The sequence below is a fragment of the Rhizobium sp. S152 genome (assembly GCF_030380735.1).
Lineage (GTDB): Bacteria > Pseudomonadota > Alphaproteobacteria > Rhizobiales > Rhizobiaceae > Rhizobium.
In genome coordinates this window covers 387,274-410,036 of sequence record NZ_JAUDRZ010000003.1, presented here as the reverse complement: position 1 = coordinate 410,036, position 22,763 = coordinate 387,274, and the positions used below count along the sequence as shown (strand labels likewise).

At 62.0% G+C, this 22,763-nt stretch carries 23 protein-coding genes; 17 read left to right on the top strand and 6 right to left on the bottom strand.

What is annotated here, in order from left to right:
* The first annotated feature begins 57 nt into the window (after positions 1 to 57).
* The 12 genes from QTL95_RS06560 to QTL95_RS06505 all read left to right on the top strand — a co-directional run bounded on the left by QTL95_RS06560 (position 58) and on the right by QTL95_RS06505 (position 10,537).
* The gene (locus tag QTL95_RS06560) at positions 58 to 867 is read left to right on the top strand and encodes a DeoR/GlpR family DNA-binding transcription regulator (RefSeq protein ID WP_289719154.1); all 810 of its coding nucleotides are present in this window, start codon (positions 58 to 60) and stop codon (positions 865 to 867) included.
* Between the two features lie 51 nt (positions 868 to 918).
* A complete protein-coding gene (rhaS, locus tag QTL95_RS06555; RefSeq protein ID WP_289719153.1) occupies positions 919 to 1,914 on the top strand; it encodes a rhamnose ABC transporter substrate-binding protein in 996 nt (331 codons plus the stop codon).
* A 72-nt stretch (positions 1,915 to 1,986) separates the two neighbouring features.
* On the top strand, positions 1,987 to 3,522 hold the full coding sequence (locus QTL95_RS06550) for a sugar ABC transporter ATP-binding protein (protein ID WP_289719152.1): 1,536 nt from the start codon (positions 1,987 to 1,989) through the stop codon (positions 3,520 to 3,522).
* Positions 3,523 to 3,532: 10 nt separating this feature from the next.
* Complete coding sequence (locus tag QTL95_RS06545; protein ID WP_289719151.1) at positions 3,533 to 4,534, top strand: ABC transporter permease; 1,002 nt, start codon at positions 3,533 to 3,535, stop codon at positions 4,532 to 4,534.
* Entirely contained in the window at positions 4,531 to 5,541 is a 1,011-nt protein-coding gene (locus tag QTL95_RS06540; RefSeq protein ID WP_289719150.1) for an ABC transporter permease, read from the top strand. Before QTL95_RS06545 ends, QTL95_RS06540 begins: the two co-directional genes overlap by 4 nt.
* Positions 5,541 to 5,861 (top strand): L-rhamnose mutarotase, encoded by a 321-nt coding sequence (gene rhaM / locus QTL95_RS06535; protein ID WP_289719149.1) that lies wholly within the window; start codon positions 5,541 to 5,543, stop codon positions 5,859 to 5,861. Before QTL95_RS06540 ends, rhaM begins: the two co-directional genes overlap by 1 nt.
* Positions 5,858 to 7,240: an FGGY-family carbohydrate kinase gene (locus QTL95_RS06530; protein WP_289719148.1), complete on the top strand. Its 1,383-nt coding sequence runs from the start codon at positions 5,858 to 5,860 to the stop codon at positions 7,238 to 7,240. The genes rhaM and QTL95_RS06530 overlap by 4 nt, the downstream gene beginning before the upstream one ends.
* Positions 7,241 to 7,317: 77 nt before the next feature.
* Positions 7,318 to 8,076: a fumarylacetoacetate hydrolase family protein gene (locus tag QTL95_RS06525; RefSeq protein ID WP_289719147.1), complete on the top strand. Its 759-nt coding sequence runs from the start codon at positions 7,318 to 7,320 to the stop codon at positions 8,074 to 8,076.
* A gap of 79 nt (positions 8,077 to 8,155) precedes the next feature.
* On the top strand, positions 8,156 to 8,662 hold the full coding sequence (locus QTL95_RS06520) for a hypothetical protein (protein WP_289719146.1): 507 nt from the start codon (positions 8,156 to 8,158) through the stop codon (positions 8,660 to 8,662).
* An 89-nt stretch (positions 8,663 to 8,751) separates the two neighbouring features.
* A complete protein-coding gene (locus QTL95_RS06515; RefSeq protein ID WP_289719145.1) occupies positions 8,752 to 9,675 on the top strand; it encodes a J domain-containing protein in 924 nt (307 codons plus the stop codon).
* Between the two features lie 2 nt (positions 9,676 to 9,677).
* On the top strand, positions 9,678 to 10,010 hold the full coding sequence (locus QTL95_RS06510; RefSeq protein ID WP_289719144.1) for a chaperone modulator CbpM: 333 nt from the start codon (positions 9,678 to 9,680) through the stop codon (positions 10,008 to 10,010).
* A 38-nt stretch (positions 10,011 to 10,048) separates the two neighbouring features.
* Entirely contained in the window at positions 10,049 to 10,537 is a 489-nt protein-coding gene (locus QTL95_RS06505) for a cupin domain-containing protein (protein ID WP_289719143.1), read from the top strand.
* A gap of 17 nt (positions 10,538 to 10,554) precedes the next feature.
* Here the strand turns inward: QTL95_RS06505 and nadC are convergent, their stop codons facing one another.
* The 5 genes from nadC to QTL95_RS06480 form a co-directional block, all read right to left on the bottom strand.
* The gene (gene nadC / locus QTL95_RS06500; protein ID WP_289719142.1) at positions 10,555 to 11,406 is read right to left on the bottom strand and encodes a carboxylating nicotinate-nucleotide diphosphorylase; all 852 of its coding nucleotides are present in this window, start codon (positions 11,404 to 11,406) and stop codon (positions 10,555 to 10,557) included.
* A 1-nt stretch (position 11,407) separates the two neighbouring features.
* On the bottom strand, positions 11,408 to 12,949 hold the full coding sequence (locus tag QTL95_RS06495; protein WP_289719141.1) for an L-aspartate oxidase: 1,542 nt from the start codon (positions 12,947 to 12,949) through the stop codon (positions 11,408 to 11,410).
* Positions 12,946 to 13,917 carry a quinolinate synthase NadA gene (nadA, locus tag QTL95_RS06490; RefSeq protein WP_289719209.1) on the bottom strand — a complete coding sequence of 324 codons (972 nt, stop codon included), beginning with the start codon at positions 13,915 to 13,917 and terminating at the stop codon, positions 12,946 to 12,948. The genes QTL95_RS06495 and nadA overlap by 4 nt, the downstream gene beginning before the upstream one ends.
* 70 nt (positions 13,918 to 13,987) lie before the next feature.
* The gene (locus QTL95_RS06485; RefSeq protein ID WP_289719140.1) at positions 13,988 to 14,887 is read right to left on the bottom strand and encodes an NUDIX hydrolase; all 900 of its coding nucleotides are present in this window, start codon (positions 14,885 to 14,887) and stop codon (positions 13,988 to 13,990) included.
* A gap of 88 nt (positions 14,888 to 14,975) precedes the next feature.
* Positions 14,976 to 15,410, bottom strand: coding sequence for a MarR family winged helix-turn-helix transcriptional regulator (locus QTL95_RS06480; RefSeq protein ID WP_289719139.1), 435 nt, complete (start codon positions 15,408 to 15,410; stop codon positions 14,976 to 14,978).
* Between the two features lie 282 nt (positions 15,411 to 15,692).
* Here QTL95_RS06480 and QTL95_RS06475 point away from each other — a divergent pair, with 282 nt between their 5' ends.
* Positions 15,693 to 16,526 carry an alpha/beta fold hydrolase gene (locus QTL95_RS06475; protein WP_289719208.1) on the top strand — a complete coding sequence of 278 codons (834 nt, stop codon included), beginning with the start codon at positions 15,693 to 15,695 and terminating at the stop codon, positions 16,524 to 16,526.
* Positions 16,527 to 16,588: 62 nt separating this feature from the next.
* Here the strand turns inward: QTL95_RS06475 and QTL95_RS06470 are convergent, their stop codons facing one another.
* Positions 16,589 to 17,515 (bottom strand): LysR family transcriptional regulator, encoded by a 927-nt coding sequence (locus tag QTL95_RS06470; protein WP_289719138.1) that lies wholly within the window; start codon positions 17,513 to 17,515, stop codon positions 16,589 to 16,591.
* 363 nt (positions 17,516 to 17,878) lie between these two features.
* On the opposite strand from QTL95_RS06470, the gene QTL95_RS06465 reads away from it, so the two are divergent.
* The 4 genes from QTL95_RS06465 (at position 17,879) to QTL95_RS06450 (ending at position 22,632) form a co-directional block, all read left to right on the top strand.
* Positions 17,879 to 19,282: a c-type cytochrome gene (locus tag QTL95_RS06465; RefSeq protein ID WP_289719137.1), complete on the top strand. Its 1,404-nt coding sequence runs from the start codon at positions 17,879 to 17,881 to the stop codon at positions 19,280 to 19,282.
* 50 nt (positions 19,283 to 19,332) lie between these two features.
* Entirely contained in the window at positions 19,333 to 19,860 is a 528-nt protein-coding gene (locus tag QTL95_RS06460; RefSeq protein WP_289719136.1) for a sugar dehydrogenase complex small subunit, read from the top strand.
* Between the two features lie 13 nt (positions 19,861 to 19,873).
* Complete coding sequence (locus tag QTL95_RS06455; protein ID WP_289719135.1) at positions 19,874 to 21,508, top strand: GMC family oxidoreductase; 1,635 nt, start codon at positions 19,874 to 19,876, stop codon at positions 21,506 to 21,508.
* 101 nt (positions 21,509 to 21,609) lie between these two features.
* On the top strand, positions 21,610 to 22,632 hold the full coding sequence (locus tag QTL95_RS06450; RefSeq protein ID WP_289719134.1) for an LLM class flavin-dependent oxidoreductase: 1,023 nt from the start codon (positions 21,610 to 21,612) through the stop codon (positions 22,630 to 22,632).
* Positions 22,633 to 22,763 lie beyond the last annotated feature (131 nt).

Sequence of the window (22,763 nt, the reverse complement as noted above, 5' to 3'; positions counted from 1 at the left end):
ATCGCTTCTGATTGACACTTTGTCACAACTGCGAAATAAACGATGCAGGAGGAAACCATGCACGAACGCGAACGCCATCGCATCATATTGAGCGCCGTACAGGAAAAGTCGGTCGTGACGGTTCAGGATATTTCCGAACTGACAGAGGCTTCCGAGGCGACGATTCGGCGCGATATCGCGGCCCTTCACGTGCAGGGAAAGATCCGGCGCGTGCGAGGCGGAGCAGAAGCTGTGCATCCGCCGCAGCTCGGCAATCTTGCTGGCCGGCCTTTCCGGGTTTCAGAATCAGTCAATTCCGATAAAAAGCGCGCAATTGCGCGCGCAGCCGTCGATCTCTGCGATCCTGGCGACGCCATCATCATCAACGGTGGTACGACCACCTTCCAGATGGTGCATTTCATGGCTGCGCATCGAATGCAGGTGATGACCAATTCGTTCGCCATCGCCGAGCATCTGGTCAAGCACTCGAAGAACACGGTGACCGTTCCTGGAGGCGTGATCTATCGCGAGCAGAGCCTGATCCTGTCGCCCTTCGACAATGACGCGATCCGCAATTTCTATGCACGGCGCTTCTTCATCGGTGCGCAGGGTGTTGGTCCGCTCGGCATCATGGAAGCAGATGCGCAGATCATTCAGAGCGAGCAGAAGCTGATGCACCAGGCCGACGAACTGGTCGTCATGGTCGATTCCAGCAAGTTCAACCGCCGGTCGAGCCTCATTCTATGCCCGCTCGACCGCGTCACGACCGTGATCACCGACGAAGGGATTTCCGACGAGGCGGTGCGGATGATCGAGGATGCGGGCGTCAGGCTCGTCGTCGCGAGCATGGTCTCGCAGACAAGGGAGGATTCCTCGTCGGTCGCGTAAGGGGCGCCGGCAGGATGTAGTCAAGTCTTAACAACGTGGGAGGATGAAAGCATGAAATTTGCAAAAACACTGGCGGTGGGCGTCGCCTTTGCCGTAGCCTTGATGGCCGGTGCCGCAAGCGCCAAGGATGTCAAGATCGGCCTGGTCGTGAAGTCTCTCGGTAACGGCTTCTTCGAAGCCGCCAACAAGGGCGCTCAGGAAGCAGCCAAGGAACTCGGCGGCGTGGAAGTCATCTACACCGGCCCGACCTCGACGACAGCCGAAGGCCAGATCGAAGTCATCAACTCGCTGATCGCGCAGGGCGTCGACGCCATCGCGATCTCCGCCAACGATCCCGATGCTGTCATCCCGGCCCTCAAGAAGGCCAAGCAGCGCGGCATCAAGGTCATCTCCTGGGATTCCGGCGTCAACAAGGACGGCCGTATCCTGCAGCTGAACCCTTCGTCGAACGAACTGATCGGCAAGATGTGCCTGACGCTCGTCAAGGATCACCTCGAAGGCGGCAAGGGTGACTTCGCGATCCTGTCTGCAACCACCACCTCGACGAACCAGAACATCTGGATCGACCAGATGAAGAAGCAGCTGAAGGACTTCGACGGCCTGAACCTCGTCACCACCGTTTACGGCGACGACCTCTCCGACAAGTCCTACCGAGAAGCCGAAGGCCTGCTGAAGTCGAACCCGAACGTCAAGGTCATCGTCGCTCCGACGACGGTCGGCGTTCTGGCCGCTTCCAAGGTTGTCGAAGACAAGGGTCTGGTCGGCAAGGTCTACGTAACGGGTCTTGGCCTGCCGTCCGAAATGGCCGGCGCGATCAAGTCAGGTGCTACGAAGGAATTCGCGATCTGGAACCCGATCGACCTCGGCTACTCCGCAACGCAGATCGCCTACCACCTCGTAAAGGGTGACGCGACCGGCGAACCGGGCACCGAGATCGAAGCTGGCCGCATGGGCAAGATCAAGGTCGGCGAGAACGGCGAAGCCGCCATGGCTGATCCCTTCGTCTACAACGCTTCGAACATCGACCAGTTCTCGAAGGTCTTCTGAACCTCGCTTGGACGAACCAAACCCGGCGGCGGATGCCGCCGGGCCTTTCCCAATGAACACTGGTAAGCGCCGATGAACAACGCCCTTCAACACCCTGTTGCAAGCGTCGCGACAAACGACGTACCCGCAATTCTCGAGATGCGCGGCATTTCGCAGATATTCCCCGGCGTGAAGGCGCTCGATAATGTCAGTATCGCGCTCTACCCCGGCAAGGTCACCGCGCTGATCGGCGAAAACGGCGCGGGCAAGTCGACGCTCGTCAAGATCCTGACCGGCATCTACCGGCCGAACAAAGGTGAGATCATCGTCGACGGCAAGCCCACGACCTTTGCCAACGCGCAGGCCGCGATCGACGCTGGCGTCACTGCGATCCATCAGGAAACCGTGCTCTTCGACGAACTGACGGTTGCCGAAAACATCTTCCTCGGCCACGCGCCGCGCACCCGTTTCCGCACCATCGACTGGAAGCTGATGAACAGCCGCGCCAAGGCGCTGCTCGTCTCGCTGGAAAGCAATATCGATCCGACGATCCGGCTGAAGGACCTCTCGATCGCGCAGCGCCATCTCGTGGCGATCTCGCGCGCGCTCTCGATCGAGGCCCGCATCGTCATCATGGACGAGCCGACCGCGGCCCTCTCACGCAAGGAAATCGACGATCTCTTCCGCATCGTCGAAGGACTGAAGGCGCAGGGCAAGGCGATCCTCTTCATCAGCCACAAGTTCGACGAGCTCTACGAGATCGCCGACAACTTCGTCGTTTTCCGCGATGGCAAGGCCGTCGGTCATGGCAAGCTGAAGACCACGCCGCAAGACGACATCGTCCGCCTGATGGTCGGCCGCGACGTCGAGAACGCGTTCCCGAAGATCGATGTCGCCATCGGCGCGCCGGTCCTGCAGGTCGAGAAATACTGTCACCGGACGGAGTTCCGCGACATCTCGCTGACGCTGCGCAAGGGTGAGATCCTCGGCATCTACGGCCTGATCGGCGCCGGCCGCTCCGAACTCTGTCAGTCCCTTTTCGGCATCACCAAGCCTCTGTCAGGCAAGCTGACGCTCGACGGCCGCGAGATCAGCATCAACTCGCCGCTCGACGCGATCAAGGCCGGCATTGTCTATGTGCCGGAAGAGCGCGGACGCCACGGCCTGGCGCTGCCGATGCCGATCTACCAGAACATGACGCTGCCGTCGCTCGGGCGCACCTCGCGCAAGGGCTTCCTGAAAGCGGCCAACGAATTCGCGCTGGCGCGCAAATATGCCGAGCGGCTCGATCTGCGCGCCGCGGCACTCTCCGTTCCCGTCGGCACGCTGTCCGGCGGAAACCAGCAGAAGGTCGTGATCGGCAAATGGCTGGCGACGATGCCGAAGGTCATCATTCTCGACGAGCCGACCAAGGGCATCGATATCGGCTCGAAGGCCGCCGTCCACGGCTTCATCAGCGAGCTTGCCGCCGAGGGCCTCTCCATCATCATGATCTCGTCCGAACTGCCGGAGATCATCGGAATGTCCGACCGGGTTCTTGTGATGAAGGAGGGCCTATCGGCCGGCCTATTCGAGCGCAAGGACCTGACGCCGGAAACGCTGGTGCGCGCTGCCACCGGTAACGCTTGAGGTAACCTGCATGTCCAGACTCCTGAAAAAACGCGAAACGCTGCTCTTCATCATCATCGCGGCGATGATCGCGGTCTTCTCGACACGAGCCCAGGGCTTCGCGACGCCTGGCAACCTCGCCGGTATCTTCAACGATACGTCGATCCTGATCATCCTGGCCCTTGCGCAAATGACGGTCATCCTGACCAAGTCGATCGACCTTTCCGTTGCCGCGAACCTCGCCTTCACCGGCATGGCGATCGCGATGCTGAACGCGGCCCATCCGGATCTGCCGCTGATCGTCCTCATCCTGGCCGCCATCCTGATCGGAGCCTTCCTCGGCGCGATCAACGGCTTCCTGGTTTGGGCGCTTGAGATTCCGCCTATCGTCGTGACATTAGGCACGCTGACCATCTATCGCGGCATGGCTTTCGTGCTGTCGGGCGGTGAATGGGTCAACGCGCACCAGATGACGCCGACCTTCCTCAATGTTCCGCGCACCGTCGTCCTCGGCATGCCGGTATTGAGCTGGGCCGCGATCATCATCGTCGCGCTGATCTACATGCTGTTGAAGTACACCCAGTTCGGCCGCTCGACCTATGCCGCGGGCGGCAATCCGACCGCTGCGGTCTATGCCGGCATCGATGTTGGCTGGACGAAGTTCCTCGCCTTCGTGCTATCAGGTGCGCTCGCCGGTCTCGCCAGCTATCTCTGGGTATCTCGCTACGCGGTCGCCTATGTCGATATCGCCAACGGCTTCGAGCTCGACAGCGTCGCGGCCTGCGTCATCGGCGGCATCTCGATCGCGGGAGGCGTGGGTTCGGTCATCGGCACGGTGCTCGGCGCCCTCTTTCTCGGTGTCATCAAGAACGCGCTGCCCGTCATCGGCATCTCGCCCTTCACGCAGATGGCAATCTCCGGCACCGTGATCATCCTCGCCGTCGTCTTCAACGCCCGGCGCGAGCGCAATCGCGGCCGCATCATCCTGCGCGACAAGGCCGCGGCAGAGACCCCAGCAGAGGTGGTAGCATGAGCACCGTCGTTTCCACACCGAGCGAAAAGCGCGTTATCCCCGACCGCCTGGGAACTCCGTTCAAGCGCATCATGTCGAGCTGGGAAGTCCTGCTCTTCGGTGTCGCCGTCCTGATCTTCATCTTCAATTCGCTGGCATCGCCTTACTTCCTTGATGCCTGGAACCTGTCGGACGCGACCTTCAACTTTACCGAAAAGGCGATGATCGCCTTCGCCATGGCGTTGCTCGTCATATCGGGCGAGATCGATCTTTCGGTGGCCGCCATCATCGCGCTGGCGTCGACCGCCATGGGCGCTGCTGCCCAGCTTGGCGTCGGCGCGCCGGGTCTCGTCGCCATCGGCGTCGGTGTCGGTCTGCTTTGCGGCATGTTCAACGGCTTCCTGGTCTCGGTGCTGAAACTGCCGTCGATCGTCGTGACCATAGGCACGATGAGCCTGTTTCGCGGCATTTCCTACATCGTTCTCGGCGACCAGGCTTATGGTGGTTACCCAGAGGATTTCGCTTTCTTCGGCCAGGGCTATGTCGTCTGGGTCTTTTCCTTCGAGTTCGTGCTGTTCATCGTGCTGGCGATCGCATTCGCGATCCTGCTGCACGCCACCAACTTCGGCCGCCAGGTCTACACCATCGGCAACAATGATTTCGCCGCCCGCTTCTCGGGTATCCCGGTCGAGCGCGTGAAGTTCATCCTCTTCGTGCTGACCGGCGTCATGAGTGGCATCGCCTCGGTCTGCCTGACCTCCCGCCTCGGCTCGACCCGTCCGTCGATTGCGCAGGGCTGGGAGCTCGAGGTCGTCACCATGGTGGTTCTCGGCGGCGTCTCGATCCTCGGCGGCTCCGGCAAGATCGGCGGTGTCGTGATCGCGGCCTTCGTCATGGGCCTCGTCACCTTCGGTCTTGGCCTGCTGAACGTTCCCGGCATCGTCATGTCGATCTTCATCGGCCTGCTGCTGATCATCACCATCGCCATCCCGATCATCGCCCGCCGTATCAAAGCCATGAGTTCCTGATGACGCTCGAAAAACACGCCTTCAAGATGACGCTCAATCCCGGCATGGAAGCCGAGTACAGGAAGCGCCATGACGAGATTTGGCCGGAACTGGTGGGGCTGCTGCACAAATCAGGCGCCAGCGACTATTCGATCCATCTGGACCGGGAAACCAATACGCTGTTCGGCGTGCTGACCCGACCGACTGACCACACCATGGCCAGCCTGCCGGATCATCCGGTCATGAAGAAGTGGTGGGCGCATATGGGGGACATCATGGCGACCAACCCCGACAATTCGCCCGTCCAGAGTGATCTCGTCACCGTCTTTCACATGCCATGACCGCGCATCCCAACCACGCTCGCATCGCCGTTCTCGACATCGGCAAGACCAACGCCAAGGTGGTGGTGCTCGATAGCGCCACCGGTGCCGAAATCGCGGTGGTGAAGACGCCGAACGCCGTACTCAACGACGGTCCCTACCCGCATTATGACGTGGAAGGCCTCTGGACGTTCACGTTGGACGCTCTCAAGGGTTTTGCGAAGCAGCCGGGGTTCGATGCGATTTCCATCACCACGCACGGAGCGTCGGCGGCACTCCTCGACGAAACCGGCGCGCTCGCGATGCCGGTGCTGGATTACGAGCATGAATACCCGCAGGACACCAGGGACGCCTACGCCGCCCTGCGCCCCGGTTTCGACGAGACCTTCTCCCCGCATCAGACGATGGGATTGAACCTCGGTGCTCAGATCCACTATCAGAAGGCAACCTTTCCCGACGACTTTGCCAGGGTCGCGACCATCGTGACCTACCCGCAATACTGGGCGGCGCGGCTGACGGGCGTTGCGGCGAACGAGGCGACGTCTCTGGGTTGCCACACGGATCTCTGGAACCCGCGAACCGGCGATTACTCCTCGCTGGTCGACACGCTCTGTATCCGCGATCTCATGGCGCCTGTCCGGTCGGCCTTCGATGTATTGGGTCCCGTCCTGCCCGGCATCGCCGACGATATCGGCGTAGCGCGGAACATTCCCGTTTATTGCGGCATTCATGATTCCAACGCCTCACTGCTGCCGCATCTGGTGACGAGGCCCGCTCCTTTCGCGGTGGTCTCCACCGGCACCTGGGTCATCAATTTCGGCGTCGGCGGCGATCTCAACCATCTCGACCCCACGCGTGACGCGCTCGCTAACGTTGATGCCTACGGCCGCGCCGTCCCCTCCTCCCGCTTCATGGGTGGGCGCGAATTCTCGATACTGTCCGAGGAGATCGGTCCTGTCGGTCCTGAGGCCGCCAATGCCGCCGTCGAACCCGTGATCGCGCGCGACATGATGCTTCTGCCGAACATCGCTGCCGGGTCCGGACCGTTTCCGGGCAGGAAGGCCCGCTGGATCAACGCCGAGGGCGCCAACGCCCCCGAGCGCTACGCCGCCGTCTGTCTCTACCTCGCGCTCATGAACGAAGCCTGCCTCGATCTGATCGGTGCGAAGGGGCCGATCGTGGTCGAAGGCCCCTTTGCGCTCAACGAGACCTACATGACGATTCTGGCTGCGCTGACCGGACGCGATGTGATCGCACTGCCGGGATCGACGGGCACCAGCCAGGGCGCGGCCTACCTCACCGGCATCCGGCCGAAGCCCGGCGCCGAGCGGCACTTCGCACCCACCGAGATCGCCGGGCTGCACGATTATCGTCGCGCCTGGTACGCTGCGATGGAATAGCACTCTTTCCATCGCAGCCACTCGCTCCATCTTAACGTTGCCGATAGAGTGGCGTTCCGAACAAGCTGGAGACCGACATGACTGATACCGCCGCGGCTTTCGACCCTCGCGCCCTCGCGTCCCGCCTGAACAACCTTCGTCGCGCAGGCGAGCAGGCGCCAACCGCGGATTTCGCGCTTCCGACGGACCTGCGCCACGCCATGGATGCGCAGAACTTTCTGGCAGCTGCCGAAACCATCTCCAGCAATGCCTGGAAGGTCACGGTTTCGCCTGATGGACAGGCTGTGACGGCGCCGCTTTCGCCTTATCACGAGGCCGTTTCCGGCGCGACGATCCCCTGGCATGCTGGCATGAAATTCGAGGCGGAGATCGCCGTGCGATTGGGCAAGGATCTGCCGCACCGCGATACGCCGTACAGCCGCGCCGAGATCATCGACGCGATCGACAGCGTCTATCTGGGAGCCGAACTGCTTGTCAGCGGCATCAGGGAGAGCGGCGCCCTTTCTTTCCTGCTTTTTCTTGCCGACCGGCTCGGCAACAGCGGCTATGTGCTCGGCCCTGCCCTGCCGAAGACGATCATCGACACTGTCGGCGGCGCGCCGTTGAAGGTGACGTTGAACGGCGCGAGCATCTACGACGGCCCGGCGGGTCATCCCAAGGGCGATGTGCTCACGTGGCTGAGCGCCTACGCGGACGACAAGCAGCGGCCCGACAGTTCGCTGAAGAGCGGCGCGCTCATCACCACGGGTACGCTCTGCGGCGCGATCGTGCTGTCCGAGCCCGGCGTCATCGAAATTGCGTTGGGGAGTGACCGTCTGCAACTGACCGTCGGCTGACCGTCGCCGCCTCGGCAAGCGGGAACCTAGGCCTGAGCAAATGCATTGTTGAGCTATCGCCGTTATCTGGGAGGATGCGATGAGAACTCTTAATTCGCCTGCTCTTGCAATCCTGCTCTCGCTCGCCGCCGGTTCCGTGTCGGCAAGTGAGGCGGGTTTCCTGAAAACGCTGGCCGGCGGCTGGACCGGCAGCGGCATGATGAAGCGAACGACCGCATCTTCGCCCGTCAATCTCGACTGCACCTTCCAGTCGAAGGTCAGCGGCGAGGCGCTGTCCATGAACGGGACCTGCACGGGCCTGATCGTGCTCTCCCGCGAGGTCTCCGCCACCGTCACAGCGAGGGGAACGCAATATAGCGGCAGCTATATCGGCCCCTCAGGCGGCGTTTCGAAACTCAACGGCGGGCGCAGCGGCGATGCCATCAATCTCGCCGTTCGCTGGTCGAAGATCATCAACGGCGATCGGACCGCCAGCATGACAATCCAGCGCTTGGGCGACAACGCCATCCGGATCAAGACGATCGACAAGGATCCGGCATCCGGCAAGCAGGTGGTCACCAGCGAAATCAACCTGCGGCGAAACTGACCCGTTTCGCCCCTCGTCTGCCTTGATCGCGCAACCTATATTGCAGGCAACAAGGCCGGCGATCTCCGCCCGGCGAACCGGAGATATGTATGAGCACCGATCCATACGAGCTTCTGGGCGTGAAGAAAGACGCCTCGCAAAAGGATATTCAAAGCGCATTCCGTAAGCTCGCCAAGAAACTTCACCCAGATCTCAATCCCGGAGACAAGAAGGCGGAAGAGCGCTTCAAGGAGATATCCTCCGCCTACGAGATCCTTGGCGACGAAGACAAGCGAAAGCGCTTCGATCGCGGCGAGATCGACATGACCGGTGCCGAGAAGCCGCAGCGCAACTACTATCGGGATTATGCAAACACGGCCGGAGCGGGCGCCGGCAACCCGTACCACAACAGCTCCGGCTTCGCCGATTTCGGCGACAGCGACGACATATTCTCCAACTTCTTCTCGCAGCGTACCCGTCAGGGAGGCGGCTTTCGCGCGCAGGGATCGGATCGCCGCTTTTCCATGGAGGTCGATTTCCTCGATGCCGTGAACGGCACGAAGACGCAGATCAGGCTCCCCGATGGCCCCGCGATTGATCTTCAGATTCCACCGGGAACCCGCGACGGGCAGACCCTGCGCCTGAAAGGCAAGGGCGAGCCTGGAATAGGCGGCGCGGCGGCGGGCGATGCACTGGTGGAAATCCGCGTTCGCCCGCACGCCTTCTACACCCGCGATGGCGACGACATCCGCTTCGATCTGCCGATCTCGATCAGCGAAGCCGTTCTCGGCGGCAAGGTTCGCGTGCCGACGCCATCAGGCCCGGTTAACGTGACGCTTGCGCCGAACTCCAACACCGGCAAGGTCCTGCGTCTCAAGGGCAAGGGCGCGCCCAAACGCGGCGGTGCGGCGGGCGATATCTATGTCTCGCTGAAGATTGTGCTCCCCGACGCGCCCGATCCGAAGCTGACAGAGTTCATGGAAAGCTGGGCGCCGGAGCATCCACAGGATCCAAGAAAGAGCATGGGAGAGTAACCATGAATGATCTTGAACTTATCCGCTTCCTGAAAATCGAGGGCACGGTTCTCGATGTCTGGGTCGAGCAGGGCTGGCTGCTGCCCGAGACGCGGGGAAACAGCCGCGAGTTTCGCGACGCCGATGTCGCCCGCGGCAGGCTGATCCTAGACCTCACCCGCGACCTCGGGGTCAATGAAGCCGGCGTCGACCTGATGATGGACCTCGTTGACCAGATCCACGGCCTTCGCTCGACGCTGCGCGAACTGGTCACCGCAATGGAAGAGCAGGACGACGAGGTGAAGCGCAGGCTTCGCAACAGGCTGGCCGACAGCCTGGAAAACAGACGGCTTTGACCGTTCACCGGCCGAGCCCAAAGCAGGGGAGGAAGACCTTGACCACAGAGCACAGCCATGGCGACCATGACCACGCAGCCGTCGATTGGAAGGAGCACGGGATCAAGGTCATCCCCGGCAACGCGCTCGATCCCAACACCGCGCAAACACCGGGCATGAACCGCGCCACCGCGATCAACAAGGCCCGCGCGGGCGCCGAGAAGATCTGGGCCGGTACCGTGACGATCCACGCCAACGCCAAGACCGGCGCCCATCATCACGGCGATCTCGAAAGCATCATCTACGTGCTCAAGGGCAAGGCGCGCATGCGCTGGGGCGAGCGACTGGAATATACCGCGGAGGCCGGGCCAGGGGATTTCATCTATGTGCCGCCTTTCGTGCCGCATCAGGAAATCAACGCCAGCACCGACGAGGTGCTCGAATGCGTGCTGATGCGCTCCGGCCAGGAACCTGTCGTGGTGAACCTCGACATAGAACCCGTCGAGAAACCAGAGAACGTGCCCTGGATCGACCCGATCCATCGATAGGTGAACCGGGTGCTCGGTCAGCTGAGATAGTCCAGGCCGATATCGAGCGTCGGCGCGCTGTGCGTGCACCAACCAGCCGAGATCAGGTCGACACCGGAGGCGGCGATTGCGGCGACCGTTTCGAGTGTCACGCCGCCGGACGCTTCCGTCACCGCGCGACGGTCGACGATCGCAACCGCCTCCCGAAGTTCCGTCGGCGTCATGTTGTCGAGCAGCACGGCATCCACGCCGATCTCCATCGCCTCGCGAAGCTGCGCGAGCGTATCGACCTCCAGCTCGATCTTGACCATGTGCCCGACACCGGCCTTGGCACGACGGACCGCCTCCGACACGCTCCCCGCAATCGCTACATGATTGTCCTTGATGAGCACGGCGTCGCTTAGTGAGAAGCGGTGGTTCATGCCGCCGCCAGCGCGCACCGCGTATTTCTCCAGCGACCGCAGGCCGGGAGTCGTTTTGCGCGTGCAGGCGATCGATGCCCTGGTTCCCCTGATTGCCTCGACCAACTGGGCGGTCACGGTCGCGATGCCGGAGAGATGGCCGAGAAAGTTCAATGCCGTCCGCTCGCCCGTCAGCAGCGCCCGCGACGGGCCCGTGATCGTGGCGATCACATCGCCAGCACGAACGGCGGCGCCATCAGACAGATGGCGAACGACGGAGATCGCGGGATCGACGAGTTGAAATGCCAGTTCGGCGGCATCGAGACCGGCAATCACGCCGGGCTGTCGGGCGGCCATGACGAGCGACGAGCGATGATCCGCCGGAATGACGGCGGCCGAGGTGATATCGCCGGCAAGTCCGAGATCTTCCAGAAGCGCAGTGCGGATCGCGGGCTCGATCATCAGGCGGGGCAAGGGGGCAAGCGTCATGTCAGGCACTCCGGGCAAGGGTTTGCGTGTGGTCGCGAGCGAAGTCGAGCGCTTCGGCCAACGTCATGATGCGTCGCCTGGCGGTTGCGTCCTTTGACGGGAAGTCCGTTCTCGCGTGGGCGCCGCGCGATTCTGTTCTGAGCAACGCGGATACCGCCATCAGCAGACCAACGCAGGCTGGATTGGCGGCAGCAGCTTCGCTTTCCGCGAGCGGCAGAAGGCCGGCGATCGCGGCGCGCAGCGACGTTGCATTGCGCAACACGCCGAAATGCCGGGAGACGAACGGGCGAACGATAGACGCATCCGCCATTGGCGAGACGGTGCGTTTCATCGGAACGGGCATGACGGGGTCGGCAGTCGTACCCGCGAGATCATGGCCGGCGCAGAGCCCCATGGCGGCGGCTTCGAGCAGCGAATTGCTGGCAAGCCGGTTGGCGCCGTGCAGTCCCGTCGACGCCGCCTCTCCCACGACCCAAAGGCCGGGTAAGGAACTGCGTCCGCGAAGGTCGGTCACGATACCGCCCATATGATAGTGCACCGCCGGGCAAACCGGGATGACCTGGCGCGCCGGATCGATCCCAGCATTGCGGCAGAGCCGGTCGATGGTTGGGAAACGGGCGGCGAAATGCGGGCCGAGCGACTGCCGCGCATCGAGGAACACCCGCCGTCCGGCCGAGATCTCGGCACTGATCGCGCGCGCGACGACATCGCGGGGCGCAAGCTCGCCGCCGTCGGTGCCAGCCATGAAACGCTCGCCCCTGTCGTTGACAAGAATTGCCCCCTCCCCGCGCACGGCTTCACTGACCAGCGCCAACGGCCGGCTGTTCGAGACCAGAGCGGTCGGATGGAACTGCACGAACTCCATGTCTGCGACATCAGCTCCGGCTCTGGCAGCAACCGCGATCCCCTGACCGAAATTCGAGGTCGGATTGGTGGTGTGGTCGTAAAGGCCGCCGATGCCGCCGGTAGCCAGAACAACCCGCGACGTGCGGATCGCAAAGACCCCTTTGCCTCTCGCCACGACAAGCCCGGTAACAGCACCCTGCTCGACAAGCAGTTCACGAACCTCGGCCCGTTCCAGCACCGTGATCGACGGCGTGGTCGCGGCCGCCCACGTCAGCGCCTCGATGATCGAGGCGCCGGAGGCATCGCCGCTGGCATGGACGATACGGCGGCGCGCGTGAGCGGCCTCCAGGCCGAGCGACAACGCGCCCGTGTCGTCCCGGTCGAACCGAACGCCCAGCCGCTCGAGTGTCGCGATGACAGCGGGAGCCGCCGCCGTGATCGTGCGTACGACCTCGGCATCGCACAGACCATCGCCGGCGGCGATCGTATCCGCCAGATGGAGCTGCGGATCGTCATCCGAACCAAGTGCGGCGGCGATGCCGCCTTGCGCCCAGGCGCTTGACGTCTCGGTACCGAGGGCCGCGCGGGTGATGAGAACGACCGGCTGCGGCGCGAGAGTGAGCGCGGTCATCAATCCCGCGAGCCCGCTACCGGCGATCACGATACGGCCATCGTATTTCCCGAGCAGATCGATCATATCTCAAGCATCCTCTCGACCGCCCGCCGTGCCGCGCCGGCAATGCTGGGGTCAACCGTCACCTCGTGCCTGTTCTCCTCCAGCGCCGTGCGGATGTTGGCGAGCGTGATCCGCTTCATGTGCGGGCAGAGATTGCAGGGGCGAATGAACTCGACCTCAGGATGGTGGACCGCGACATTGTCGCTCATCGAGCATTCCGTCAGCAGCACGACCCGCGCGGGACGCTTCTCGCCGACATAGTCGGACATCACGGCGGTGGAGCCGGCGAAATCGGCTTCCAGCACCACGTCTGGCGGACATTCGGGATGCGCCAACACAGTGACGCCGGGGTAGTTCTCCCGCAGCTGGCGGATATCGTCGGCGGTGAAGAGTTCATGTACCTCGCAGTGGCCATGCCACGCCAGAACCTCCACGTTCGTCTCGCGGGCGACGTTGCGCGCCAGATATTCGTCCGGAATCATCAGCACACGCGGGACGCCCAACGCTTCGACGATCTTCTTGGCGTTGCCCGAGGTGCAGCAGATGTCGGAAGCGGCCTTAACCGCGGCGGATGTGTTGACGTAGGTGATGATGGGAACGCCGGGATGGGCCTGGCGCAACAGGGCGACATCCTCAGGTGTGATCGAATCCGCCAGCGAGCAGCCGGCGCCCATGTCCGGGATCAGAACGGTCTTCCCCGGATTGAGAAGCTTGGCCGTCTCCGCCATGAAGTGCACGCCCGCCAGCACGATGACATCGGCATCGACGTCGATCGCCTTTCTCGCCAGCGCCAGGCTGTCGCCGACGATATCGGCCACGCCGTGAAAGATTTCCGGCGTCTGGTAGTTGTGGGCAAGGATGACCGCATTGCGCCGCCGCTTGAGTTCAAGAATTGCTTCGACGTCCGCCTCGTAAGACATCCATTCCGCTTTCGGAATGACGCGACTGACCCGATCATAGAGTGAAGCTGCGGCAACGACGCGGTTAATGACCCATCTCCCAATTGTGCTCTATTTGAGCATTTCGCGGGCAAATAGATATTCTCAGATCGAGCATATGTCAATTGCGGGAGAGTGGAAGCTTTGATCCAGACAGCGCGCGCTCTTCGAGCACGGCGTGGCGGTAACGAAACAGCTTGGCCGGACGGCCACCGGTTTCGCTTTCGCTCTCGCCGGTTTCCTCGACCAGTTCCTGCTGCTCGATCAGCCGGCGGAAATTCTGCTTGTGCAGCGTCAGCCCCGCCAGGGCCTCGACCGTGCGCTGCAGCTGCAGCAGCGTGAAGCTTTCGGGCATCAACTCGAAAACGACGGGACGATATTTTATCTTGGCACGCAGCCGCGCGATACCGGTAGCGAGAATGCGCCTGTTGTCGGCAAACATCGCCCGGCCGGGGTTGGTTTCAGCCGACGCGCCGGCTTCGGCGACAAGCCCGGCCTCGTAAAGCATCTCGTAGCGCTGCAGCACCATGTCCTCGTTCCACGCGCCATCGAGACCGAAGGCAAAGACTACGCGCCGAAGACGCCCTTCGCTTTTCAGCGGATCACTCTCCGCCCAGCGCAGCAGCCGCCCGGCGATGTCACCAAGGACCGGCGGCGAACCGGATCGCCTGTCTTCCCAAGGGAAATACTCGTACCAGCCATGCCAGCCCGGCCGTCCGCCGCCGGGCGCCGCCTGCTCGCGAACCAGCCCGAGATAGCTGATGGAAATCGTGCGCCCGCCAAGAATGTCATTGTTCCGGTCGCGATCGGCGAAGGTATAGAGTTGCTCGAGATAGCCGACCGGATGCGCCGTCTGCTCCTGAACCCATTCGCGCAAGCCACTCTGCAGCGTCCGGTGCCCCATCTCGAACGGCCCCGAGGGAAGCGCGTCGCCGGAGCGAACCGTCATGACGCGCGGCTCTCCGCCGGTGACGGCGGCGAGGACGGCAATCAGCTCAGCATGGGCAAATCCTATGGTCAAAGAAGCGCGAATCCCGTTGTCATTTGCTCTTCTCTATCTGGCACATGGCTTGGACCAGCGAAAGCGCAGTGGCGCCAACCCGGCGGCGTCACCCTTCCAGTGCCGCACGCAGCGCCTTGGCCTGTTGATTGAACGCATCGAACTGCTTTGGCTCCATGCCCGAACGCTCAACCAAGGCCTGGCCCAGGCAATTGCTCCTTACCAGCAGCTTTCGTCCGGCATCCGTCAACCATACGTGAACCTGGCGCTCATCAACCGTGCTACGCTTGCGCGTCACAAGTCCTGCCTCCTCCATCCGCTTGACCGGCGGCGTGATCGTGCTGGATTCAAGCGCAAGACGATCCGCTATGCCGCCCACCGTTCGGCCGTCCTCTTCGCCCAGCGCGCTCAGCACGAGATATTGCGGATAGGTTATGCCCATCTCGTCGAGCATGGGCTTATAAAGCCGGTTGATGGCGATACTCGCGGCGTAGAGCGAGAAGCACAGCTGGTTGTCCAAGGGGACTGTTTCCGAAACAGACATGACTGTCTCCCTATATCGTTTTATTCTGATTATCACAAAATAGTATCGCGATAACGATTTTTGTAGACAGCGCTCCAAAATCAGATTAGCCATATGTTTATCGCGATATTGTTTATCGCGAAATCAACAAAGGAGATCACAATGAACGCGTCGAACAGCCAAGCCACCCGCAGGGGCGTGATGACTGCCGGTCTGGGTCTTGCTGCCGCAGCGGCAGCCCTGCCTTTTACCAATTCCGCCAAAGCGGCCACCAAGACGAAGTCCTCCAAGGAGAAGAGCACGATGAGCAGCAGCACTTTCACCACCAAGGACGGCACCCAGATATTCTACAAGGATTGGGGCACCGGCCAGCCGATCGTATTCCATCATGGCTGGCCGCTGAGCTCCGACGATTGGGATGCCCAGATGCTCTATTTCCTCGACAAGGGCTACCGGGTCATCGCTCATGACCGCCGCGGACACGGCCGCTCCAGCCAGACGGCAACCGGAAACGAGATGGACACCTACGCAGCCGACGTTGCCGAACTCGCCAAGCATCTGGACCTGAAGGACGCCATTCACGTCGGCCACTCGACCGGCGGCGGCGAAGTGGCCCGCTACGTCGCGCAGTACGGCGGCAAGGGCCGCGTCGCCAAGGCCGTTCTGATCGGTGCTGTTCCGCCCATCATGGTCAAGTCCGAGAAGAACCCCGGCGGCCTGCCGCTCGAAGTCTTCGACGGCTTCCGGGCAGCCCTCGTCGCCAACCGCGCGCAGTTCTATCGCGACATTCCGAGCGGCCCCTTCTACGGCTTCAACCGCCCGGGCGCGAAAGTATCGCAGGGCGTGATCGACAATTGGTGGCGTCAGGGCATGATCGGCGGTGCGAAGGCGCATTACGATTGCATCAAGGCATTTTCCGAGACCGATTTCACCGAGGACCTGAAGAAGATCGACGTTCCCGTTCTGGTGATGCACGGGGATGACGATCAGATCGTGCCCATCGCCGATTCGGCCTTGCTGTCTTCGAAGCTGCTGAAGAAGGGCGAACTCAAGGTCTACAAGGGCCTGCCGCACGGCATGGCAACAACCCATGCCGATGTGATCAACCCCGACCTGCTTGCCTTCTTCAAGGCCTAAGTCCCAGGTACAGAAGGGCGTCCGCTATGGATGGACGCCCTTCGATGATGCAGCCGTTTAGTCTAGCCGGTCGCCGAAGTACCATCTGCAGTGGTAAACATCGCCGCATAGTCCCGCAGATGCGCAAGCAGCGCCCTTGCGTAGCGCGGCAGTTGCGCCTCGCTCTTCACGCATAGATACAGTTCGCGTTCCGCCCAGCCATCCTGGATTGCCAGGGTCCTGAATTTCATGAAGGCTTCATAGCGGCGCGCGGCACTTTCAGGGATGACGGCAACGCCGGCCCCACACTCGACCATCCGGCAGATCCCCTCGAACCCGTCCATCCGCATGCGAATGTTCAGCTCTCGTCCGAGCTCGTTGGCGATGCGCCGCAGGAATTGCGACAGGGCCACCTTTTCCTGCAGGCCGATCATACGAAAATCAAGAATGCGGACGAAATCGATCCGCTGCTGCGGCAGATCGAAGTCCGGCGGCGCGACGAGCACCAGGCGGTCGGGAACGAAGCGCGTGCGCTCCAGACCGCTCATATCCGCGGATGCGGCGACGACACCGACATCGGCGTCACCGTTCTTCAGCATGGAGATTACTTCAAAACTCGGACGATCGCTGATCGAGACGTTGATGTCGGGATTGGCCGCCAGAAATGTCCCGAGCGCCGTGGGCATGTGCTCCGCCAGGATGTTCGTGTTCGACAGGACCCGAACCCGGCCGTTTCGTCCGTCAGCGAACTCTTCCAATTCGGCCTCGATCTGCCGGGCATCGCCGATGATCTTGCGGGCGTGGCGCGCCAGCATTTCCCCTGCAAGCGTCGGCCGGATACCGCGGCCGGTTCTCTCGAAAAGATCAAGATTGAATGAGGCTTCGAGCCGTTTCAGCCTTGCGCTGACGGCGGCGACAACAATGTTGTTGCGCGCGGCGGCAGCCGTCAGACTTCCGCCATCCACGGCCGACACAAATATCCTCAGATCGGTCAGATCGAACCTCATCATGATCCTTCACTTTTTGTGAAACCTGCTTCTAAAACAAACTGATTTCAACTCAGGCTCCCTGCAGATATGACGAAACGCAAGCCGTAGCGCGACGCATCGACACACCCCTCCAGATCCTCTATCGGGATCGATACAGCCAAGCAATATCAATAATTTGCTTTGTCCATTTGGGTTTCTTCTGCCGATATGCGTTTTCCGCTCTCCGGTGAAGAAGGTCAGTCCTGCTCGTGGGAGGCGGTAGCATGGGCTGTAGACTATTGTTCATTTTCTATGAAAGCAGCCAATATGCTGTCCCGTACCGCTCCCCCCCAGCGCTCCTTCATCGCTTCATTTCTGTCGCACTGTCGTAGAACAGCTGTCGGTATGCTTTGTCTTTCCGCGCTTGTGGCCGGTGTCGAGGGAGCAAGCGCACAGGATACGACGGCAAGCGGCGACCAGACGACGCTGATCGCAAAGGGACGCTATCTCGCGACCGCCGCCGATTGCGCGGCCTGTCATACCGCGCCGCACGGCGGCCAGCCCTTCGCGGGTGGTTACGGCATCCAGTCCCCGCTCGGCACGATCTTCTCGACGAACATCACGCCGTCAACGAAAGATGGCATCGGCGCCTACAGCGAGGCTGATTTTGCCCGCGCCGTACGCGACGGCGTTGCAAAGGACGGGACTCATCTCTATCCCGCGATGCCCTATACCGCCTACGCGAAGCTGACCGACGAGGACATCGCGGCGCTCTACGCCTACTTCATGCACGAGGTGAAGCCTGTCGATCAGGTTTCAAGCAAAACGGAACTTCCGTTCCCCTTCTCCATCCGCGCCTCGATGGCCGTCTGGAACCTGCTTTTCCTGGATACCGATCGTTACCAGCCCGACGCATCGAAGTCGGCCGAATGGAACCGCGGCGCCTATCTGGCTGAAGCGCTGGAACACTGCAGCACCTGCCACACGCCACGCAATTTGTTCATGGCGGAAACGGGCAGCAAGGCGCTGGGCGGCGGCTCCCTGGGCTCCTGGTACGCGCCGAACATCACTTCGGACAAGATCGAAGGCATCGGCGGCTGGTCCGACGACGAGTTGACGCAGTATCTGAAAACAGGTCACGTCGCCGGCAAGGCGCAGGCGGCCGGCCCGATGGCCGAGGCCATCGAAAACAGCCTGCAGCATCTGAACGACGACGACATCGGCGCGATGGTGACCTACCTCAAGGACATCAAGCCGGTATCGTCCGGAGAAGCCAAGGCGCGCTTCGATTTCGGCCAGCCTTCGGAGCAAGCCGAAGCAACGCTGCGTGGTCTGCCGGGTCAAGCGCCTGAACAGAACGGCTTTGCGATCTTCAGCGGCACCTGCGCGGCCTGCCATCAGGTCGAAGGACAAGGCAACAAGGCCTATCCGTCACTGTTCCACAACACCGCCACTGGCGGCGATCGCCCCGACAATCTGATCTCGACAATCGTGTATGGCTTGCATCGGACGGTCGGTGATCAGACAGCGTTCATGCCGGGCTTCGGCACCGACATCGCCTATCCGACCGACCGCCTTTCGGACAAGGACATCGCCGATGTCAGCAACTACGTGTTGGCCCAGTACGGCAATCCCGCACTGAAGGTTACCGAGGCCGATGTGCTGCGTATTCGTCAAGGTGGTGATAAGCCGCTGATCGTGAAGCTTGCTCCCTTCGCGGCACCCGCCATGACTGCTGTTGTAGTCATCGTGCTCGGTCTGATCGTCTGGCTCGTCATGCGTCGCCGGCCGAAAGCAGCCCTCAACTAAGCCGAAGCCCGCTTCCTTTTCTCCATTGAACGCTCCCCTGGAGACTTCCAATGCCTTTCGATTCCTCTTCTCCCTCCGTCCCTGTGCCCAGCCTGTCGCGGCGCGGCCTTCTCCGCAGCACTGTCGCCATTGGCGGCCTGGCGCTTTTCGCAGATCTGGCCGGCCCCGCATCGGTGCTGGCTGCTGACGATCAGGTCGCGGCGTTTACCCGACTGTCCGAATTCCTGACCGGCTACAAGCTCGACCCGGTGATCGGCGGGCGCTTCCTGGCTGCACTAAGCAAGCGCAACGCCACGCTGAGCGCGGACCTTGTCGCCCTTCAGCAGCTGATCACGCAATCCGGCGCCACCGACATGGACGGCTTCCTGGCCCTGACCGGTACCGATCCGGCATTGATGAAGACCGCCACGAAGATCGTATCGGCTTGGTATCTGGGCGTCGTCGGCGATCCCGAGGATGCAGAGCTCATCACCTATGCCGAGTCGCTGATGTATCGGCCGACCCAGGGCATTCTCCCCATTCCGACCTACGGTCCCGGCCCGAACGCCTGGGGACCGAAGCCCGACAGCAAGATTTGACAGGACTACGACAATGGCAAATGACGCATATGATGCGGATGTAATCGTTATCGGCTCCGGCGTGATGGGTGGGATCATCGCGGCGAACCTCGCCAAGGCGGGCAAGAAGGTAATCATTCTGGAGGCTGGTCCGCGCGTCAATCGCCGGGATATCGTCGAGACCTTCCGCAACGCTCCCATCAAGCTTTCGCTGGCAAACGCCAAGCTGCAGGGCGCCGGGTCCCCGTTCCCGAGCCTTCCGCATGCGCCGTCCACCTATGGCGACTACCTGCAGTACGAAGGCCCGGTTAAGTACAACACCTCTTATCTGCGTGTGGTCGGCGGCACGACCTGGCACTTCGGTTCCGCGCTGTGGCGAATGATCCCGAACGACTTCAAGATCCAGTCACTCTACGGTCGCGGCCGCGACTGGCCGATCGGCTATGACGATCTCGAGGATTACTACAACAAGGCCGAACTGGAACTTGGCGTTACCGGTCTCGACGGCCAGGACGAGAGCGGCCAGGGTGGCGGCCCGATGCCGCCTCGCTCCATGCCCTTCCCGATGAAGCAGCTGAACTCCAGCTACATGTTCGAGACGCTGGCCGAGAAGCTCAGCGTCGGCGGCTTCAATCCGGTGCTCGAGCCGCATGGCCGCGCCTCGCGTCCCTACGGCCGCCGCCCGGTCTGCGCAGGCAACAACAACTGCAACCCGGTCTGTCCCATCGGCGCCAAATATGACGGATCGATGCATATCGACGAAGCAGAGATGCACGGCGCCAAGCTTCTCGACAACTCCGTTGTCTACAAGATCGAGGCAGGCGACGATGGCCAGATCACCGCGATCTGGTACAAGAAGCCGGACAATTCGGAGCACAAGCTGACGGCGAGATATTTCGTACTCGCGGCCTACGGCATCGAATCCGCCAAGCTGCTTTTGATCTCGACCTCCGACAAATATCCGAGTGGCATCGCCAACTCCTCGGATCAAGTCGGCCGCAACCTCATGGACCACACCGGCATCAGCATGAACATGCTGACCAAGGAGGACATGTGGCCGGGCGAAGGCCCGACCGAGCTCCTGGTCTACCTGAACCAGCGTGACGGCGCATTCCGCAAGGACTATCCGAGCTACAAGATCAAGGTGCGCAACACCGTGCCGACGGCGCAGATGACCGAAGGCTTCATCAAAAAGGGCATCCTCGGCTCGAAGCTGGATGAAAAGATCAGGCAGTATTCGGCGCGCTCGCTGAACTGGGCGATCGACTTCGAACCGCTGCCGCTGGCCGAAAACCGCGTCACGCCGTCGAAGACCAAGTTCGACGCGCTCGGCATCCCTGTCCCGGTGCTCTACTACAGCGTCACCGACTACTGGAACGCGGGGCGTGACCGCGGCTTGGAGGATCTGAACAAGATCGCCCAACTGCTTGATGCCGAAGTGCTTTCGACCGACGTCAAGTGGCAGAACCGCCAGCACGTAATGGGCACGACCCGCATGGGCGATGACCCGAAGGACAGTGTCGTCGATCGCGATTGCCGGACGCATGACCACAAGAACATGTTCATCGCCGGCACCAGCGTCATGCCGTCTGCATCCTGCATGAACCCGACGCTCACGGGTGCGGCACTCAGCGTCCGCATCGCGGAGCAGCTGCTCAAGGAAGTCTGACCCTCTGGGCGGGCACGCAAAAACGTGCCCGCACCTATCCGCCGCACCTCAATCATGCGATGAAGCACAGCGATCAACATCCCCTTTGAAGCGGCGCTATCATGAAGAAAATCGGCTTTCTCTCCTTCGGGCACTGGACGCCCTCCCCACAATCGCAGACCCGGTCGGCAGGCGACGCTTTGCTTCAGTCGATCGACCTCGCGGTCGCAGCGGAGGAACTGGGAGCCGACGGAGCCTATTTCCGCGTGCACCATTTCGCCCGCCAGCTCGCCGCGCCGTTTCCGCTTCTGGCCGCAGTCGGCGCCAAGACCAGCCGGATCGAGATCGGCACAGCCGTCATCGACATGCGCTACGAGAACCCGCTCTACATGGCCGAAGATGCCGGCGCTGCCGATCTCATCGCCGGCGGTCGCCTGCAACTCGGCATCAGCCGTGGCTCGCCCGAGCAGGTGATCGACGGCTGGCGCTACTTCGGCTACGCGCCGCCGGAAGGCGAGAGCGAAGCCGATATGGCGCGTCGCCACGCGGAAGTCTTTCTCGACGTGCTGCGCGGCGAAGGTTTCGCGCAGCCCAACCCGCGTCCCATGTTCCCCAACCCGCCCGGCAAGCTGCGCCTCGAGCCCCATTCCGAGGGTCTGCGCGAGCGCATCTGGTGGGGCGCGAGCTCCAACGCGACCGCCATCTGGGCCGCCAAGCTCGGCATGAACCTGCAGAGTTCGACGCTTAAGGACGACGAGACGGGCGAAGCCTTCCACGTGCAGCAGGCCGAGCAGATCCGCGCCTATCGCCAGGCCTGGAAAGAGGCCGGCCACAGCCGCGAACCCCGCGTCTCCGTCAGCCGCAGCATCTTCGCGCTGGTCGACGAGCGCGACCGCGCCTACTTCGGGCACAGTGGCGAAAGCCAAGACAAGATCGGCTTCATCGACGAGAAGACACGCGCGGTTTTCGGCCGCAGCTACGCCGCGGAGCCGGAGGCGCTCATCGAGCAATTGAAAAGGGACGAGGCGATAGCGGAAGCGGATACGCTGCTGCTGACGGTGCCCAACCAGCTCGGTGTCGCCTATAACGCCCATGTCATCGAGGCAATTCTGACCCATATCGCACCGGCTCTCGGCTGGCGTTGAACCGGACATTATTGCTGCAACGCAGCAACCGGGAGAGATAATCTTCCGGCATTTTTGCCTGTCATAAATCTTTGTAGGCGTTTTACATAAAATTTAAGAGTTCTCCCCATCTTGCCCGAAGTGCAACACTT

Coding starts and splice junctions, on each gene's coding strand:
- QTL95_RS06450 (WP_289719134.1), top strand. CDS start 21,610: ATGAAGAAAATCGGCTTTCTCTCCTTCGGGCACTGGACGCCCTCCCCA.
- QTL95_RS06470 (WP_289719138.1), bottom strand. CDS start 17,515: ATGATGAGGTTCGATCTGACCGATCTGAGGATATTTGTGTCGGCCGTG.
- QTL95_RS06545 (WP_289719151.1), top strand. CDS start 3,533: ATGTCCAGACTCCTGAAAAAACGCGAAACGCTGCTCTTCATCATCATC.
- QTL95_RS06540 (WP_289719150.1), top strand. CDS start 4,531: ATGAGCACCGTCGTTTCCACACCGAGCGAAAAGCGCGTTATCCCCGAC.
- rhaM (WP_289719149.1), top strand. CDS start 5,541: ATGACGCTCGAAAAACACGCCTTCAAGATGACGCTCAATCCCGGCATG.
- QTL95_RS06520 (WP_289719146.1), top strand. CDS start 8,156: ATGAGAACTCTTAATTCGCCTGCTCTTGCAATCCTGCTCTCGCTCGCC.
- QTL95_RS06525 (WP_289719147.1), top strand. CDS start 7,318: ATGACTGATACCGCCGCGGCTTTCGACCCTCGCGCCCTCGCGTCCCGC.
- QTL95_RS06560 (WP_289719154.1), top strand. CDS start 58: ATGCACGAACGCGAACGCCATCGCATCATATTGAGCGCCGTACAGGAA.
- QTL95_RS06530 (WP_289719148.1), top strand. CDS start 5,858: ATGACCGCGCATCCCAACCACGCTCGCATCGCCGTTCTCGACATCGGC.
- QTL95_RS06465 (WP_289719137.1), top strand. CDS start 17,879: ATGCTTTGTCTTTCCGCGCTTGTGGCCGGTGTCGAGGGAGCAAGCGCA.
- QTL95_RS06460 (WP_289719136.1), top strand. CDS start 19,333: ATGCCTTTCGATTCCTCTTCTCCCTCCGTCCCTGTGCCCAGCCTGTCG.
- QTL95_RS06515 (WP_289719145.1), top strand. CDS start 8,752: ATGAGCACCGATCCATACGAGCTTCTGGGCGTGAAGAAAGACGCCTCG.
- QTL95_RS06475 (WP_289719208.1), top strand. CDS start 15,693: ATGAGCAGCAGCACTTTCACCACCAAGGACGGCACCCAGATATTCTAC.
- nadC (WP_289719142.1), bottom strand. CDS start 11,406: ATGACGCTTGCCCCCTTGCCCCGCCTGATGATCGAGCCCGCGATCCGC.
- QTL95_RS06480 (WP_289719139.1), bottom strand. CDS start 15,410: ATGTCTGTTTCGGAAACAGTCCCCTTGGACAACCAGCTGTGCTTCTCG.
- QTL95_RS06495 (WP_289719141.1), bottom strand. CDS start 12,949: ATGATCGATCTGCTCGGGAAATACGATGGCCGTATCGTGATCGCCGGT.
- rhaS (WP_289719153.1), top strand. CDS start 919: ATGAAATTTGCAAAAACACTGGCGGTGGGCGTCGCCTTTGCCGTAGCC.
- QTL95_RS06550 (WP_289719152.1), top strand. CDS start 1,987: ATGAACAACGCCCTTCAACACCCTGTTGCAAGCGTCGCGACAAACGAC.
- QTL95_RS06510 (WP_289719144.1), top strand. CDS start 9,678: ATGAATGATCTTGAACTTATCCGCTTCCTGAAAATCGAGGGCACGGTT.
- QTL95_RS06455 (WP_289719135.1), top strand. CDS start 19,874: ATGGCAAATGACGCATATGATGCGGATGTAATCGTTATCGGCTCCGGC.